Raw genomic sequence first — 14,781 nt, 5'->3', positions numbered from 1 at the left:
GGGGTTTTGGAATGCCTATATTTTCTTTTTTATTATTTGTTTTTATAAGTAGCTTCACACCCGGACCTAACAATTTTTTGGCTATGACATACGCCAATCAACATGGTTTAAAAAGGAGTATGCAATTTTGCTTTGGAGTAGCTTTCGGGTTTTTCATCCTCACTTCCTTATGTAGCTTCTTTAATATTGTACTAATCAATATCCTACCCATAATCGAATTCCCTTTAAAAATTTTAGGTATAGCATACATGCTATATTTAGCTTTTAAAATACTCACTAGTAAAACTAGTACAGATCCCGATGAAAAACATAATAAAAACTTATTTACAGTGGGGATTTTTCTTCAATTTGTTAATCCTAAAGGGATACTATTCGGGCTGACTGTAGTGTCAACTTTTATTCTCCCTTACTATAATTCATATTCAAGTTTTCTACTTTTCTCATTATTTCTAGGTGTAGTCGGGTTAATGAGTACATTCAGTTGGAGCTTATTTGGTTCCATGTTCCAAAAAATTTTATTAAAACATACTAAATCATTTAACATCATTATGGCCGTTTTATTAATTTTCAGTGCTATTTCAATTGTAATTAATTAAATTCTAATTCTAATTTTTTCTTTTTAAATATACTTGAAATTTCCGATGAACCTCCGACTTACATGTATTACTTATTAAGTATTAAAACAGGAATCTTCTATATCTAATCATATTTATACGAGATAAAATAATAAAAAGAGGATTACTCAAAATAAGTAATCCTCTTTTTATTTCCTATCGTTTTTAAAATATTCTGTTCCATTAAACTAGAACCTTTACTTTACTTCATACCACCAGCCTTTACGATCAAGCCAACCTGTCATACCATTTAATTGAGTATCTGATGTTGGATCGGAAATAAAATATGTTAATCCATCAGGCTGTAAAATAAATTTAGCTGTCATTTTTACTGAATTTAAAGCTTGCATAGCTTCAGGAACTTCATACGGTGAGAAAGCGCCTGATTGTATTATATTTTGTTTAGATGGCGGAGTTGTCCCACCAGATTGCCCAGTTAAAGCATACACAATTGAATTTGCAATCTTATCCGGATTCCATTTTGCCATATCTGCTTCATTATCAATGAATCCAAGTTCGATTAAGATTGCAGGCGCTTTTGTATTCGATAATACATAAAGGTCTTTTCGTTCCTTTGCGCCACGATTTGACCAGCCAATATCTTTTGAAAGTTGCGCTGCAATTTTTGCTGATAAAGCCTGTTGGTCATAGTACAAAACTTCAACACCGTTAGCTTTCGTATCATATGAATTTAAGTGAAATGAAACTACTAAATCTACATCATGTGAGTTTGTTTTTGAAACAATATTATTTAAATTTTGAGCTTGCGTTGTCCCTACTTCATCAGTATCATCATAAACTGTATGCCCCAATGCTCTTAATTTAGCAACAACCGCATCCTTAACTTGGCGATCCATAATGTGTTCTTTCCGGTTCCCATAATTTGCACCCTGTACAATACTATTGTGCCCTGCATGTAAACTATATCTAGCCATTGTTCCACATCCCTTTTTTATTAATATATTCAAAGCTCGTCTTATTGTCCGGTCAAATATCCAGTACTTCTCAAGTAAACAAAATTTGGACACTAATCTATTTTTAAATTTTTAATGCTAGATTATCTATTTTCTAATACAAAGAATTCAAAAATAAAAACCACAACTAATATTTTTTAAGTTGCAGCATTTACGTCTTTAAACTATTTATTTTAAAATCTTTTTATTATAATACAGAAAAATACGTTATAATATAAGTTACTGTTCTTTAGGAGGGGCTTAATGGCTGATAAATATAAATTTTTGATACTCATTGTTACAGCATTTTTTTCTTTCTTTTCCTTAATAAAAGATTTCCGTAACACTTCAAATAGTTTCTTTTGGGGGAGTTTTGCAATCCTAACAAGCTTTATATTATTATTAACTCATGCTTTAGAATTAACTCCAATACTCCTCTATTCAGCACAGATGGCTCTTGAGATTATTACAATTCCACGTAAATTAATTCTTCCATCTTTCACTGAAGTTGCTAGTTTTTGCTAACAATTCATGTATCTTAAAAAATCCAACTTTATATTTCTAATTATCTTTACAAATATAAAAATGCGGTTTCTCCTTTCTCGAGAAACCGCACCATATTAAAGTTTTTATTAAATTTTAAACTGACTCGTATACAGATCAAAGTAAAACCCTCTATCTTCCATAAGAGATTCATGATTCCCTCTTTCCAAAATACTTCCATCTTTTATAACAAGGATTTGATTTGCTTTTTCAATCGTTTTCAGTCGATGAGCAATTACAAAACTTGTTCGACCTCTCATTAAATTATTTAGGCCTTCTTGAATTTGTAATTCTGTTCTCGTATCAATATTAGATGTCGCTTCATCAAGAATTAATATATCTGCATCTGCTAAAATTGCTCTTGCAATCGCAAGAAGTTGTTTTTGTCCTTGACTTAAATTCGATCCTTCTGAAGCGATTTTTGTTTCATATTGATTCGGTAAATGCTTTATAAAAGAATGTGCAGATGCTGCCTTAGCTGCATTGATTACTTCTTCATCACTAGCATCTAATCGACCATAGCGGATATTATCCATAATTGTCCCAGCAAATAAATACGTATCTTGTAAAACTACCCCTATTTTACTTCGCAACGTATTAATATCATAATCTTTTATATTTTTTCCATCGATATGAATTCTCCCTTGCTGTATATCGTAAAAGCGAGTTAGCAAATTAATGATTGTTGTTTTGCCCGATCCAGTGGGACCAACTAAAGCAATTGTCTCCCCTGGCTGCGCCTTAAGACTTACTTCTTTTAAAATCGTTTTATTTCCCTCATAACCGAATGAAACATTCTCAAGTGCAACATGCCCTTGTAAATTTTGTACAACGAACGCTTCTTTTTTATTTTGAATTTCCGGTACTTCATCCATAATTTCAAAGACACGTTCTCCACCAGCAACTGCCGCTTGAATCGTATTCATTAAAGTTGCGAATTGACTGAGCGGTCTTGAGAATTGACGAGAATAATTAATAAAAGCGGCAATGACACCAACTGTTGTCATTCCATTTAAAACCATTACTGATCCAGTCCCAATTACAAGCCCCATACCTAAGTTATTTATAAAGTTCATACTTGGAAAAATAAAAGCTGAAAAGGTATCCGCCTTCGTAGCTGAAACTCTTAATTGCTCGTTAATTTTATTGAAATTTTGTACGGTTTCTTTTTCTTTCCCGTATAACGTGGTAACATCCGCTCCTGTTATAGCTTCCTCAATAAAACCATTTAATTCTCCTAAATCTTTTTGACGCTTTGCAAAGTTTTTACCACTATAAGCAACTAGTTTTTTTGTAACGAAAAACATAAAAGGTACTGTAATTAATGTAACAATCGCTAAAATCCAATCTAATGCGAACATCGCAATTGTTACACCTATAAATGTTAATGCTGATGAAATAATTTGTACAACACTTTGCGTCAACGCTTGATTCAAATTATCTATATCATTTGTCACACGGCTCATTAAATCCCCTTGAGAACGTACATCGAAGAACCGTAAAGAAAGCGTTTGGATTTTCTCAAAAATATCTTGTCGTATTTTTTGTATTGTTTTTAATGCAACATTAATCATAACAAATGTTTGTAACCATGTTAAAAACACTGTAACACCGTAAATTGCGATAAGTAACATGCACATTCTTGCAGTTCCACTTAAATCTTTCGGTACAATATATTGATCTATAATTACTCCCATTAAATAAGGACCTAATAACCCAAGTAACGTCGTAACAAATACTAAACATATAACGAACGTAAGAGCAGCCTTTTGATACCCCATATAGTTCCATACTCGCATTACAGTTCCTTTAGTATTTCTAGCTTTACTCATTTTAGGGGCGTTACGTCCACCTTTATTAGCAAATTGCCCTTGAAAATTACGCATGTTCTTTCCCACCTTCTTTAAGTAAATTGCCACCTTGGGAAAGATAGATTTCTTGATATACCTCACATTGTTCTAACAATTCTTCATGTGTACCATCACCAACTAATTCACCATTATCTAAAACAAGAATTTTATCAGCATCTATGATTGATGAAATTTTAGAGGCAATTAATAACGTTGTTGTTCCTTCATATTCTGTTCTTAATGCCGATTGAATGTTAGATTCTGATTTCGCATCAACTGCTGATGTAGAATCATCTAATATTAGAATGGATGGCTTTCTCACAAGTGCCCTTGCAATGGATACCCTTTGCTTTTGTCCACCTGATAAATTCGTCGCACCTTGTGTTAAATGATATTGATAAGAATCTTCCAATTTGTTGATAAACTCGGTCGCACAAGCAGATGAAGCCGCTACTTCGAGTTCGTCACTTGTTGCATCTTCTTTACCATAACGTAAGTTATCTTCTATACTACCTGAAAACAACAATGCCTTTTGTGGTACAAAACCTATTGAAGCACGAAGTTTTTGTAAATCATACGCCTTAACATTTTTCCCATCAATGCATATTTCACCTTGATCAACATCGTATAAACGCGGTAACAGTTTTGCTAAAGTAGATTTACCACTCCCTGTAGAACCAATAATCCCTACTTTTTCACCTTTACATATGTTAAATGAAATATCTTTTAATACATATTCATTATTTTTCGTGTAACTATAACTAACTTTTTTAAAGTCAATGTATCCCTCGATTTGCTTAGGTACAAGCGCATTTGTTTCGCTCATAATATCAACCTCAGTATTTAAAACCTGCTGTACTCGATCTGCAGAGGGAAATGCTCGCGCAATTTGAATAAATACCATACTTATAGACATAAGCGACATTAAAATAATATTTAAATAGTTTATAAACGCTAATATAGCTCCTACTTGAAGCGTTCCATTAAATACTTTTTCTCCGCCAATCCATAATGTTGCGACAATCCCACCACTTACAACTAACATAATGATTGGCATCATTAAAGAAATAAGCTGCACCGCTCGAATATTTATCCTCGTTAAATTTGTATTAACATTTCCAAACTGATTAATTTCATATTTTTGTCTTACATACGCTTTTATAACACGTACACCAGATAAATTTTCTTGTAACTTTGTATTCACTTTATCTAATGCCTCTTGCACTTTTTTGAACGTCCCGCTTGCTTTACTTGCAATGAATATAATTGCAAGTAATAAAATTGGAACAACTACGAGCAATATAGGAAATAACTCGCGCGCTGTTACAAAAACAATTATTATACTTCCGATAAATAACAAAGGACCACGAACAAGTACACGTAGTGTCATCGTCATCGCCGATTGAATAGAAGTAATATCATTTGTCACAATCGTTAACAATTTCCCAGTTCCAAATGAATCACGATTTTCACTAGAAAATGTTTCTATTTTCGCAAATACATCTTTTCGTATGTCTGTAGCGAAATTAACAGCTGCTTTTGTAGAATACATCATACACCCAAGTCCTCCAACTAAACCGAGTGCTGCTGCTCCTATCATAAGAAGCCCCATTTTTATTACATAATTCATATCCCGATTTGCTATCCCAACATCAATAATATGTTGCATAATAGTCGGTTGAATCAAGTCCATCGCAACCTCAAGTACCATAAATAGCGGTCCAATAATAGCGAAGAACATGTATGGTTTTAAATACTGTAATAACTTGCGAAATGATTTCATACATAATCTCCTTTTTCCTATGAAATTACCACCGAATAACTCATATCCCTCCTTATTTAAGCGCTGTAGTTTGTAATTTCTTTCTTATTCCTATTATATTATGTAAATTAATATTTAACATTATTAAATGATAAGCATTAATGACTTTTCGGTCAATAAATGTGCCTTGTATTATATAAATATAAAAAACCGCATTCTTAATGAAAAGAATACGGTTTTTTATCTATATTTTTTCAGTTGTAAACTCTAAAAACTCAGTCTCAAATCCATTATTTTTAGAAGGACTACACGTGTAGAAACCTATTTTAACAGGCTCATTTCCTATATCCTCCATCAAATGAGCGATTCTTATTTGTTCCCATTGGTGGATCTTCTTCACATATATTGTATAATCACCACGTTTACGAACAATTCGAAAACGAAGTTGCTCGTTAGCTAATTCTGTTGGAAAGTCTTGTGTGGACCAATCAGAATATCCATTATTCGTTACGACAGCTCCTAAATGTGATGGACCATCTGGAATATATTCTAATGAAGTTTTCAGCCAACACTTTTCCGAAAACATAACAAAAAGACCCGCTTGATCGAATTTTGAATTTGGATTCATACGCAATTGAACTTCAGCTTGAAAATCTGTCATCATCTCAGTATAAAATACATGACCATTCATTACATCAAAACCATAATGTGTTTTACGCCAAAAATCTGTTTCGGCTTTCGAGCGGACAATCAACGCATGATTGTTATTAAGCTTATAATATTCAGGTACATTCATTATAGTAAGTTGCGCAATATGTTCTGGTATATATGATATTTTCATAGTTCCTCCATAATAAAGCATCTGTATGCACATTTAAAATTCTACTAATACTGGGAATTTATAACCTTTCAAATCCAACTCTCTACTACTTCGAACCATTAAATACTTACTAGACTGTAATTCTGTAAACTGTACATCCTCAACCCCTAATTGATCAGGAGAGAAGTAAAATTCGATTTCTGTAAATCTTTCAGCGATTTCCCCGCATATTTCATCTAAAACTGGAATTACTGATGCAAACACCCCATATAATTTCAACTTTTCATTATCTACTTCATATACAATTAGAGCATCTAGTTTCTCTGAATAATACAATTTCTTATCCCATTCCAAATTGTACATATTCAAATAAAACGAAGGATGGAAGTTTAATGTTGAAAAATTATTTGAAAGTCTTTGGCTACTATCTATAGTTTCATGTATTAATTTTCTATCCTCTTCCATATAATAATCTAGCTCTCTAAGCAAGGAATCATTATTATTCTTTTTATCATATGGAATAGTCATTAAATACTCCTGCACAACTTTAAAACCAAATGACGTATATAGTTCAGGTTTTTCCGTAAACAATAATGTACATTCACATTTCTTATCGATTTCTTCTATCATTTTACTCATTAATTTTGTCATGAGTCCTTGTCTACGAAAATTAGAGTGTGTCATTACCGATTGAATGCCCGCTGCATTTATTCTTTCACCATTTACTAGCAATGGTAGCGAAAATACCGCAACATTTGCAATCGCTTTATCTTTATATAAAAATGATAAAGCTTTGTATGTATCATCCCAATAACCTCTCTCTGAAAAATCATTCAATGTTTGAATTGTAATTCCAAACACTTCTTCAAATAAAGGAAATAACTGCTCTCTTTTCGGTTCTGCTAAAAGAAGTTTTTCAAAAATTTCAACATTCCCCATGTTGTCCCTCCATACGTTAATTCCATCAAATTAGATTTAGTTATATAACTTGCTCTTAATGTAATAGGTCTTACCAATCAATATACTATCATAAAATATAAAAAAAGAGTCTAATTAATTTTATGTTTTGACTATTCGAAAATAAGTCGAATAAAACAATATTAAGATTTTTGAATATTAATAAGTTTATTATATAAAAATAGTGCTTTCTAATTCATTTTTACTAATAGAAATGCACCTTTTATAAAAAATATTTTTTATTATTTTTTTCCTTCAATCCTCTCCTTCGTATTAATTTCTTCTCCTCTCATTCGCTTTTCAAATGTATTTCTCCAACTAGTAGAAAGTGCACGTACTTCTAAGATCATTTTTAGCCCCTCCAAATTTTGTTTTTCTTTATGCATGATACGATTAGCAAATGCTACTGTAACACCTTTCGGATCAGACTTCAGTAACTTTAACGTATCAACAGGTGATACCCATCCTTCTTTTAATACACGAAAATAAAATCCTGTATATCCTGTTTCTTGAAAATATAATGGTAACTTTGGAATATTGTATTTCTTAGCTAATTTAAAACAAGGTTGTCTTGGCTGTGTTATTTGTACAATTGCTTCTCCAATTTGAAATGTATCACCAATACAAACATCCTCTTCACACATAGCATTAATTGTTATATTTTCTCCGAATGCTCCATATACAAGAGACTGATTCAATTCTTTTTCCCAGTATCTATAATGTTCTCCGGAATACACACAAACGGCTTTATCTACTCCGCCATGATGAACTAAGTCCGCTTGTCCATCTCCATTAAATTTTACAAAGGATAAAAACACCGGTTCCTTTACTTGTTTCTTATTTATACCTGTATAAATTACCTTTCCGCCATATGTAACCTCTTTTGGTAACCCTATATTTAAAGATAATAATTGATATTCATTAGCCATTCTATTTCCTCCTTTAAAGGTGTTACATGAATTTTCTCACTCAATTTATTTTCAAAACTATCTCTGTTATATAAAGATGATTATAAAACCCGAAAATTCATTGTTCAATCCAATTATTTATATAATAATGATAGGTATAACCTATAATTAAACTTGAGGTGATTCCAATCGAATTAAGACAACTTGAATATTTTTTAGCTGTTTCAAAAGAATTGCATTTCACAAAAGCAGCTGAGAAATTAAACATTTCACAACCTTCACTAAGTCAGCAAATACGTGCATTAGAACATGAAGTAGGAATGCCGCTTTTCGATCGCATTGGTAAAAAAATATCTTTAACTGACGCAGGAAGGATTTTATTATTACATAGTAAAACCATTTTCCATGAAGTCGAACAAGCTCGTTCTGCAATTCAAGATTTAAACGGCTTACAGCAAGGTTCCTTAACAATAGGGTCTTTGTTAACCGTCGTAAATTATTTACTACCACCAGCTATTTTAAATTTTAATCATTTATATCCCAATATAGAACTTTCTATATTAGGGCTTCGTACAGGAGATATTCGCGAAAAATTATTACAAAACGAACTTGATATTGGCATTACATTTCTTCCGGTGCAAGATAAAGAGATTATTTCTACCCCTCTATACAAAAGTGAACTTACATTAGTCGTTCCAACCGGTCATCAACTAGCTGATCGTGAGCATGTATCTATTGCTGAATTACAGAACTACCCTTTAATTCTTTTACCTAAAAATTATTTTTTAACTGAATTAATTACATCTCATTGTCAAAAATTCAATTTTAAACCAAAACCAATTTTAGAAATTAGTACAATGGAATCTTTAATCCAAATGGTTTCAAAAGGAATGGGAATTACAGTGTTACCAAAACCTTATATAGACTTCTTACAAAATAAAAACATTCGAGCTATTAAAATAGAAAATCCTACTCCAACAACAGAAATTGGCCTTATTTATAGAAAAGATAAATATATGTGTGCTGCAACTCGAGAATTTATTGAGCAACTTAAAAGAACAGTACATTCTTTACAAAGCTAAACGAACAAAAGAGATTATCCTATAAAATCGCTTTACAACGAACTAGTAGAATAATCTCTTTTCAAAATAAAACATCATATTAAGATTCATATAGATTTCAATGTACCTTTTTAGATATTGGAATATATTTCGTGAAATATGCTGCAACTAGCAATAATACGATTGAAAACAACCAAGTAAACATACCGCCAAAACTAAACCAATATGCAAAGAAATTTAAAATCGCAATTGCAAAGAAACAAATTGAAGGTAACGCACTCTTCAATCCTTTTACACCTGCTTTTTTTCTTTTTTCATAAGTAATATACATTGAAACGACAACAATTAAGATAAAAACAATCGGTAACATAACTTTTAGCAATGGCAATCCCTCCAGTATATATACCTTTCTATCACCATTTTATCCCATTTAATCTTTTGAAATCAATTTATTATGCTCTTCTCTCCAAAAATCAGCATACGTTTTATTTTTAAAGTTCACATTCACCTCAGAAAACGGAAGACTTTCTCCAACTTTCAATGAGTACCAGTCGTTTAAAAGTGGAGAGCCGAAGCAAATATTCATTGTACGATTATGTAAATCAAATAAGACAGAATGCAAAGTTCCAAACCACTCTTCATAATTATGTACTGTCAGCCCAGTAGGATACTCTTTTTCTACTAATCCTTTTAAAGATTCCATACACACTTCTTCATTTCGATTTAAATGATCATACAATATGTGATATCTGTTTGTAGATTGTTCTAATCTCCTACTATTTAATTTTTGAATAGGTAAACTGATCGCATGGTTTGTTGATACGATAAAATTTTGTTTTTCCTCTTCAAGTGTGCTTATAGATTTATATCCATCAAATATTTCAATACGCGCTGCGTCTAGAGGATCCGCTACAATTAGATTAATATTACTTGCAATTGGCATTTCATCTATTAGTAATTTCGCCTCTTGCACATTTTTACATTTCTCCAATAACACTCGAATTACCGCAAAACATTGTAAACCATTTAACACTGGCTTTCGTAAGCCTTCTATATTTCCTACTGGTTGACCACATGCTGAAAATGTAACAGCTAACCCATGCTCGTTAACTCCTTCTGTTCGTCCGAAATATTGAGTAGAAAAGCCACTATGCACATATGCACCTTCAACATGTGTTGAGCAAAAACGCATATCATCTATTTCGGGCGACAAATCATAATTTCTTAAAACATATGTGTGCTTTGAATCTGTCTTTTTAGGTAATACGACACAATGACTACATCCTGCTTTTAATAATGTTTGATAATAATACATCATATGTTTAGAAGAAATTTTCAATACTTCACAAAAACCTTCAATTTCTTCATTAATTCCAGGACAATATTGATTTAATATATTTCTAGATTCTGTCCAATAGTTATCTGATACTAAATGTTCTTGTTGTATAAATTGCGGAATGAGATACGGATAATTTTTTACAAACTCTCCTTGTTGCTTTCCAATATCATAATAACTTCCTTTTAATGATGAAAAATACCCCTTTACTTCATACATCACATTTCCCCCTCACATTGAATATATCCATATCATACCAAATGAATTTTATTCATTCTTGATGTTTTTTACTGTCATTCAAATCAAATGTGGCTGGGATAAAATAAAAACTAGGAAACTGTAATCATTAACAGTTTCCTAGTTTTCTTAATACTAAATGATTCCCTCTTCCACCATCGTTTCTGCGATTTGAACCGAATTCCAAGCAGCCCCTTTTAATAAATTATCGGAAACAATCCAAAGATGGAACCCTTTTGGCGTATCAGGGTCTTTTCTAATTCTCCCGACAAATGTATCTATTTTCCCCTCTGCATATAATGGCATAGGATACAGCTGTTCACTAGGATTATCTTGCAATATAACACCTGGTGCATCCATCAATACTTCTCTTATTTCTGCAACGGTCGCTTCTTTTTCAAGTTCAATATAAACCGATTCTGAATGCCCTGAAACAACTGGAACACGCACACAAGTTGCTGCCATTTTCAAGTTTTGATCCTCCAAAATTTTCTTCGTTTCTTGAATCATTTTTACTTCTTCAAATGTAAAATCATTCTCTGTAAATAGATCTACTTGAGGCAATACATTAAATGCAATTGGATAGTGTTTTTTATCTTTTTTCGCGGGCAATATAGTACTCTCCACTTCTTCACCTGCAAGCATTGATTTAGCCTGTTCTTTTAATTCATGAATTGCATGAATTCCTGAGCCAGATACAGCTTGATATGTTGAAACGATAATTCGTTCTAAACCAAATGATTTTCGTATCGGCTGAAGAGCTGTTACCATCTGTAATGCTGAACAATTTGGAACCGCTATGATACCGTTATGCTTCTTTAAAGTGTGCGCATTTACTTCTGGAACAACGAGCGGTACATCGTGAGCCATTCGGTATTCACTCGTGTTATCAATTACGATTGTGCCACTAGAAACTGCATGATTAACAAATCGTTTTGAAACTTCTCCTCCAGCGCTAAAAAAGGCAATATCTACACCTTCAAAGCTTGTTGTTTTTGCCTCTTGTATTATTATCTCTCGTCCTTGAAACTGCACTACCTTACCAGCGGATCGTTTTGACGAAAGCAATGTAACTTCAACTATATTAAAATTAGTTTCTTTCTCTAACAGTTCAATAATTTTCTGTCCAACTGCACCTGTAGCACCAACTACAGCTACATGATAGCTCTTTTTGATCATCATTTCTCCTCCAATATAACTTAAATGAATATTTCTATAATTTCATTTTATAAAGAATTTAATCATTTGGAAAATTGAAATACGTGATATAATCATTCACAAATCATGATAATAAAAGAGGGATTGCTTATGGAAATGAGACATGTTAAAACTTTTTGTGCCATCGTTAAGTATGGTAGCTTTTCTAAAGCTGCTCATGCGTTAGGTTATGCGCAATCTACTGTAACAGCGCATATGAAAGCATTAGAAAACGATTTACACCTCCCTCTTTTTGATCGATTAGGGAAAAAAGTACTTCTTACAAAAGCAGGTCATCAATTTCATCCTTATGCCCTAGAGTTACTTGCTATTTATGAAAAAGCACAAGAAATCCCTCAAAATAGTGATAATTTAGAGGGAACATTAAGCATTACATCTAACGAATCATTAGCAGTGTACCGATTACCACAATTATTACGTACCTACAAACAGGAAAATCCGAAAGTAAATATCGTACTGGAAACAAATACAAACGAACAAGCAATGAATAAGCTACGTGAAGGAGAAACAGATGTTATTTTCATAATTGGGGAAAGTATGGAACATAATGATTTTATTACACGTACTTTTTGTAATGAATCATTTGGATGGATTTTACCTACACATTACTCAACACACTCTAATCCATTTTGTTTACTAAACGATACCCAATTTATATTTACGGAACAAAGCTGCGGCTATAGACCGATGGTAGATCGTTTTTTGCGTCAAAGCGGGAATATTCCAGCTAAAACATTTGAAACTTCCAACGTTGAAGTCATTAAACAATCTGTCATGTGCGAGTTAGGCATTTCAATTCTTCCTTACATCGTTGTACAAGAAAGTTGTGAAAAAGAGCAACTCTGTTTTCAGCCTATCGAAACGCCAGCAGTTATTCAAAGTCATGTAATCTATCATAAATCTAGATGGATTTCACCGGTTTTACAATCGTTTCTTTCCTTGCTAGAGAAAGAATAAAAGTGCACACAAAAAAAGAGTAACTGCCTAAAAAGCAATTACTCTCCTCCAATATTATCTTATTTATTAGTCTGTTCCCCACCTGCAATTAATTTACTGCCTGAATATGTACCTTTTTCCATAAACAATTGATTGATCAATTCTTTTTGTTCCGCTTCTGACAGTACTCCTTTCCCTTCACCTAAATTCCCGCTTTGTAATTTCCAAATCTTATTGTGATCCGCGTCCATCTTTTCATATTTCCCTTGTTTCCATCTCTCTAAAATGTCTGCATATGTATTTCCTTGTACTAAATCATTACTCTTTACAATATCAAGTAAACTTTCAATACGTTCTTGTGTGATAAAAATATAGCCCCACTTTTGATCAGCTTTCGTTTTTTGATGAGCCATTTCATGTAATGCTGTCTGTATGTTCTCATCTGTCCACTTGAAATTTTTATTAAAACCGCTATTCGGTAATGAATGATTGCCATTTTCTAAAAGCTTTGCATCTTCAGCTTTTACATTACTATCGGCTAGTACTTCTGCTGCTGGAGCGGCTGGAGATGCCTTTTTCGCAGCTGGTTTACTGTTATTCAAATAATACAGCATACCATATGTTACACCTACGCCGATTATCGCCATACCAGCTATAATACCTATTATTTTAAATAATGTTTTCATCTTGCTTGTTTCCTCCCACGTATCCCATTCATAATATCTATTTATCAAAAACAGATGCAGCATCTCTTTTTTCGCTGCTTACTACAATTTTTTTCATACTAGTTAACATAAACATAACTTTTACTTTCTAAAAATGTAGCAACTCCATCCTCATCGTTACTTTTAGCAATAAATTTAGCGACTGCCTTTAATTCCTCAACAGCGTTGCTCATCGCTACACCAATCCCACATTTCTCTATCATTTCCATATCATTGTAGTCATCCCCAAAGGCAATTACTTCAGATACGTCTCGATTTAAGTGCTGTAAAACATGTTGAATACTATTCCATTTTGAAACCTCTGCATGCATAATTTGACACAATGTCCCGTCATCTGTAATTACCGCCTTGCATTCACGAGGCAATTCTTTAATGAACTCCTTGTTTATTGAGCCTTTCGTACAAATAATTACTTTAGAAGCTTTTTCAAAGTCTAAATCTCTTACATCCATAATTTCACATGGTACATTACCAAAATAACCAGTAACATCAAAATTTGAATACAACTTATCACCTATTTCAAGACAAATCTCATGAAGATTATACTTTTTTGCTATTTCTATGATTTCTAAAATGTTTTTTTTAGAAATCTTCATTTCATATAAAATATCATTACCTTTAAGAACTAAAGCCCCGTTATAACAAATTATAATCTCACTCTTTAACAAGTTGGAAATATACTGTTTTATAGCTCTTGGCGGCCTTGCTGTAGCAAAAATCAATTCGTCTCCATTATTTTTACATTCCCTTAAAATATTTATAGTTTTCTCTGAAATTGTTTTATCGCTTCTTAATAAAGTCCCATCAAGATCTGAAATAATAATCTTTTTCATACTTACATTTATTCTCCTTTCACAAATA

The 14,781-nt window shown here is 32.4% G+C and carries 15 protein-coding genes; 4 read left to right on the top strand and 11 right to left on the bottom strand.

Features of this window, described 5'->3' with window-relative positions:
* The first annotated feature begins 11 nt into the window (after positions 1–11).
* Entirely contained in the window at positions 12–596 is a 585-nt protein-coding gene (locus tag FS742_RS04430; RefSeq protein WP_144611353.1) for a LysE family transporter, read from the top strand.
* Between the two features lie 215 nt (positions 597–811).
* Here the strand turns inward: FS742_RS04430 and FS742_RS04425 are convergent, their stop codons facing one another.
* Positions 812–1,549: an N-acetylmuramoyl-L-alanine amidase gene (locus FS742_RS04425; protein WP_144611352.1), complete on the bottom strand. Its 738-nt coding sequence runs from the start codon at positions 1,547–1,549 to the stop codon at positions 812–814.
* Positions 1,550–1,831: 282 nt separating this feature from the next.
* Between FS742_RS04425 and FS742_RS04420 the strand changes: the two genes are divergently transcribed.
* Complete coding sequence (locus tag FS742_RS04420; protein ID WP_144611351.1) at positions 1,832–2,092, top strand: hypothetical protein; 261 nt, start codon at positions 1,832–1,834, stop codon at positions 2,090–2,092.
* 107 nt (positions 2,093–2,199) lie between these two features.
* Here FS742_RS04420 and FS742_RS04415 read toward each other — a convergent pair whose 3' ends face one another.
* The 5 genes from FS742_RS04415 to FS742_RS04395 all read right to left on the bottom strand — a co-directional run bounded on the left by FS742_RS04415 (position 2,200) and on the right by FS742_RS04395 (position 8,428).
* Positions 2,200–3,996 carry an ABC transporter ATP-binding protein gene (locus tag FS742_RS04415; protein ID WP_144611350.1) on the bottom strand — a complete coding sequence of 599 codons (1,797 nt, stop codon included), beginning with the start codon at positions 3,994–3,996 and terminating at the stop codon, positions 2,200–2,202.
* Complete coding sequence (locus tag FS742_RS04410) at positions 3,989–5,743, bottom strand: ABC transporter ATP-binding protein (protein ID WP_144611349.1); 1,755 nt, start codon at positions 5,741–5,743, stop codon at positions 3,989–3,991. The genes FS742_RS04415 and FS742_RS04410 overlap by 8 nt, the downstream gene beginning before the upstream one ends.
* Positions 5,744–5,966: 223 nt before the next feature.
* On the bottom strand, positions 5,967–6,563 hold the full coding sequence (locus FS742_RS04405; protein WP_144611348.1) for a DUF1349 domain-containing protein: 597 nt from the start codon (positions 6,561–6,563) through the stop codon (positions 5,967–5,969).
* 33 nt (positions 6,564–6,596) lie between these two features.
* Entirely contained in the window at positions 6,597–7,481 is an 885-nt protein-coding gene (locus tag FS742_RS04400; RefSeq protein WP_144611347.1) for a GNAT family N-acetyltransferase, read from the bottom strand.
* 260 nt (positions 7,482–7,741) lie between these two features.
* Positions 7,742–8,428, bottom strand: coding sequence for an MOSC domain-containing protein (locus FS742_RS04395; RefSeq protein ID WP_144611346.1), 687 nt, complete (start codon positions 8,426–8,428; stop codon positions 7,742–7,744).
* Between the two features lie 158 nt (positions 8,429–8,586).
* On the opposite strand from FS742_RS04395, the gene FS742_RS04390 reads away from it, so the two are divergent.
* Positions 8,587–9,489: a LysR family transcriptional regulator gene (locus FS742_RS04390; protein WP_097840981.1), complete on the top strand. Its 903-nt coding sequence runs from the start codon at positions 8,587–8,589 to the stop codon at positions 9,487–9,489.
* Positions 9,490–9,586: 97 nt separating this feature from the next.
* Here the strand turns inward: FS742_RS04390 and FS742_RS04385 are convergent, their stop codons facing one another.
* The 3 genes from FS742_RS04385 to FS742_RS04375 form a co-directional block, all read right to left on the bottom strand.
* Positions 9,587–9,850 carry a hypothetical protein gene (locus FS742_RS04385; RefSeq protein ID WP_142305840.1) on the bottom strand — a complete coding sequence of 88 codons (264 nt, stop codon included), beginning with the start codon at positions 9,848–9,850 and terminating at the stop codon, positions 9,587–9,589.
* A gap of 48 nt (positions 9,851–9,898) precedes the next feature.
* On the bottom strand, positions 9,899–11,023 hold the full coding sequence (locus FS742_RS04380; RefSeq protein WP_144611345.1) for a C45 family autoproteolytic acyltransferase/hydrolase: 1,125 nt from the start codon (positions 11,021–11,023) through the stop codon (positions 9,899–9,901).
* Positions 11,024–11,176: 153 nt separating this feature from the next.
* Positions 11,177–12,220: an aspartate-semialdehyde dehydrogenase gene (locus FS742_RS04375; RefSeq protein WP_144612058.1), complete on the bottom strand. Its 1,044-nt coding sequence runs from the start codon at positions 12,218–12,220 to the stop codon at positions 11,177–11,179.
* A gap of 105 nt (positions 12,221–12,325) precedes the next feature.
* On the opposite strand from FS742_RS04375, the gene FS742_RS04370 reads away from it, so the two are divergent.
* Positions 12,326–13,216 carry a LysR family transcriptional regulator gene (locus FS742_RS04370; RefSeq protein WP_144611344.1) on the top strand — a complete coding sequence of 297 codons (891 nt, stop codon included), beginning with the start codon at positions 12,326–12,328 and terminating at the stop codon, positions 13,214–13,216.
* A gap of 59 nt (positions 13,217–13,275) precedes the next feature.
* On the opposite strand, the gene FS742_RS04365 is transcribed toward FS742_RS04370, so the two are convergent.
* Entirely contained in the window at positions 13,276–13,881 is a 606-nt protein-coding gene (locus tag FS742_RS04365; RefSeq protein ID WP_144611343.1) for a PRK06770 family protein, read from the bottom strand.
* Positions 13,882–13,979: 98 nt separating this feature from the next.
* Positions 13,980–14,753, bottom strand: a complete 774-nt coding sequence (locus FS742_RS04360) for an HAD family hydrolase (RefSeq protein WP_144611342.1) — start codon at positions 14,751–14,753, stop codon at positions 13,980–13,982.
* Positions 14,754–14,781 lie beyond the last annotated feature (28 nt).

This window comes from Bacillus cereus (assembly GCF_007678085.1).
Lineage (GTDB): Bacteria > Bacillota > Bacilli > Bacillales > Bacillaceae_G > Bacillus_A > Bacillus_A cereus_BE.
Note: the sequence above shows the minus strand (reverse complement) of the source record. Positions and strands in the feature narration are given on the sequence as shown.

Bases quoted from the DNA above. Each gene is read 5' to 3' on its own strand.
- FS742_RS04430 (WP_144611353.1), top strand. From the start codon at position 12: ATGCCTATATTTTCTTTTTTATTATTTGTTTTTATAAGTAGCTTCACA.
- FS742_RS04370 (WP_144611344.1), top strand. From the start codon at position 12,326: ATGATAATAAAAGAGGGATTGCTTATGGAAATGAGACATGTTAAAACT.
- FS742_RS04380 (WP_144611345.1), bottom strand. From the start codon at position 11,023: ATGTATGAAGTAAAGGGGTATTTTTCATCATTAAAAGGAAGTTATTAT.
- FS742_RS04425 (WP_144611352.1), bottom strand. From the start codon at position 1,549: ATGGCTAGATATAGTTTACATGCAGGGCACAATAGTATTGTACAGGGT.
- FS742_RS04415 (WP_144611350.1), bottom strand. From the start codon at position 3,996: ATGCGTAATTTTCAAGGGCAATTTGCTAATAAAGGTGGACGTAACGCC.
- FS742_RS04400 (WP_144611347.1), bottom strand. From the start codon at position 7,481: ATGGGGAATGTTGAAATTTTTGAAAAACTTCTTTTAGCAGAACCGAAA.
- FS742_RS04365 (WP_144611343.1), bottom strand. From the start codon at position 13,881: ATGAAAACATTATTTAAAATAATAGGTATTATAGCTGGTATGGCGATA.
- FS742_RS04395 (WP_144611346.1), bottom strand. From the start codon at position 8,428: ATGGCTAATGAATATCAATTATTATCTTTAAATATAGGGTTACCAAAA.
- FS742_RS04375 (WP_144612058.1), bottom strand. From the start codon at position 12,220: ATGATCAAAAAGAGCTATCATGTAGCTGTAGTTGGTGCTACAGGTGCA.
- FS742_RS04360 (WP_144611342.1), bottom strand. From the start codon at position 14,753: ATGAAAAAGATTATTATTTCAGATCTTGATGGGACTTTATTAAGAAGC.
- FS742_RS04420 (WP_144611351.1), top strand. From the start codon at position 1,832: ATGGCTGATAAATATAAATTTTTGATACTCATTGTTACAGCATTTTTT.
- FS742_RS04405 (WP_144611348.1), bottom strand. From the start codon at position 6,563: ATGAAAATATCATATATACCAGAACATATTGCGCAACTTACTATAATG.
- FS742_RS04410 (WP_144611349.1), bottom strand. From the start codon at position 5,743: ATGAAATCATTTCGCAAGTTATTACAGTATTTAAAACCATACATGTTC.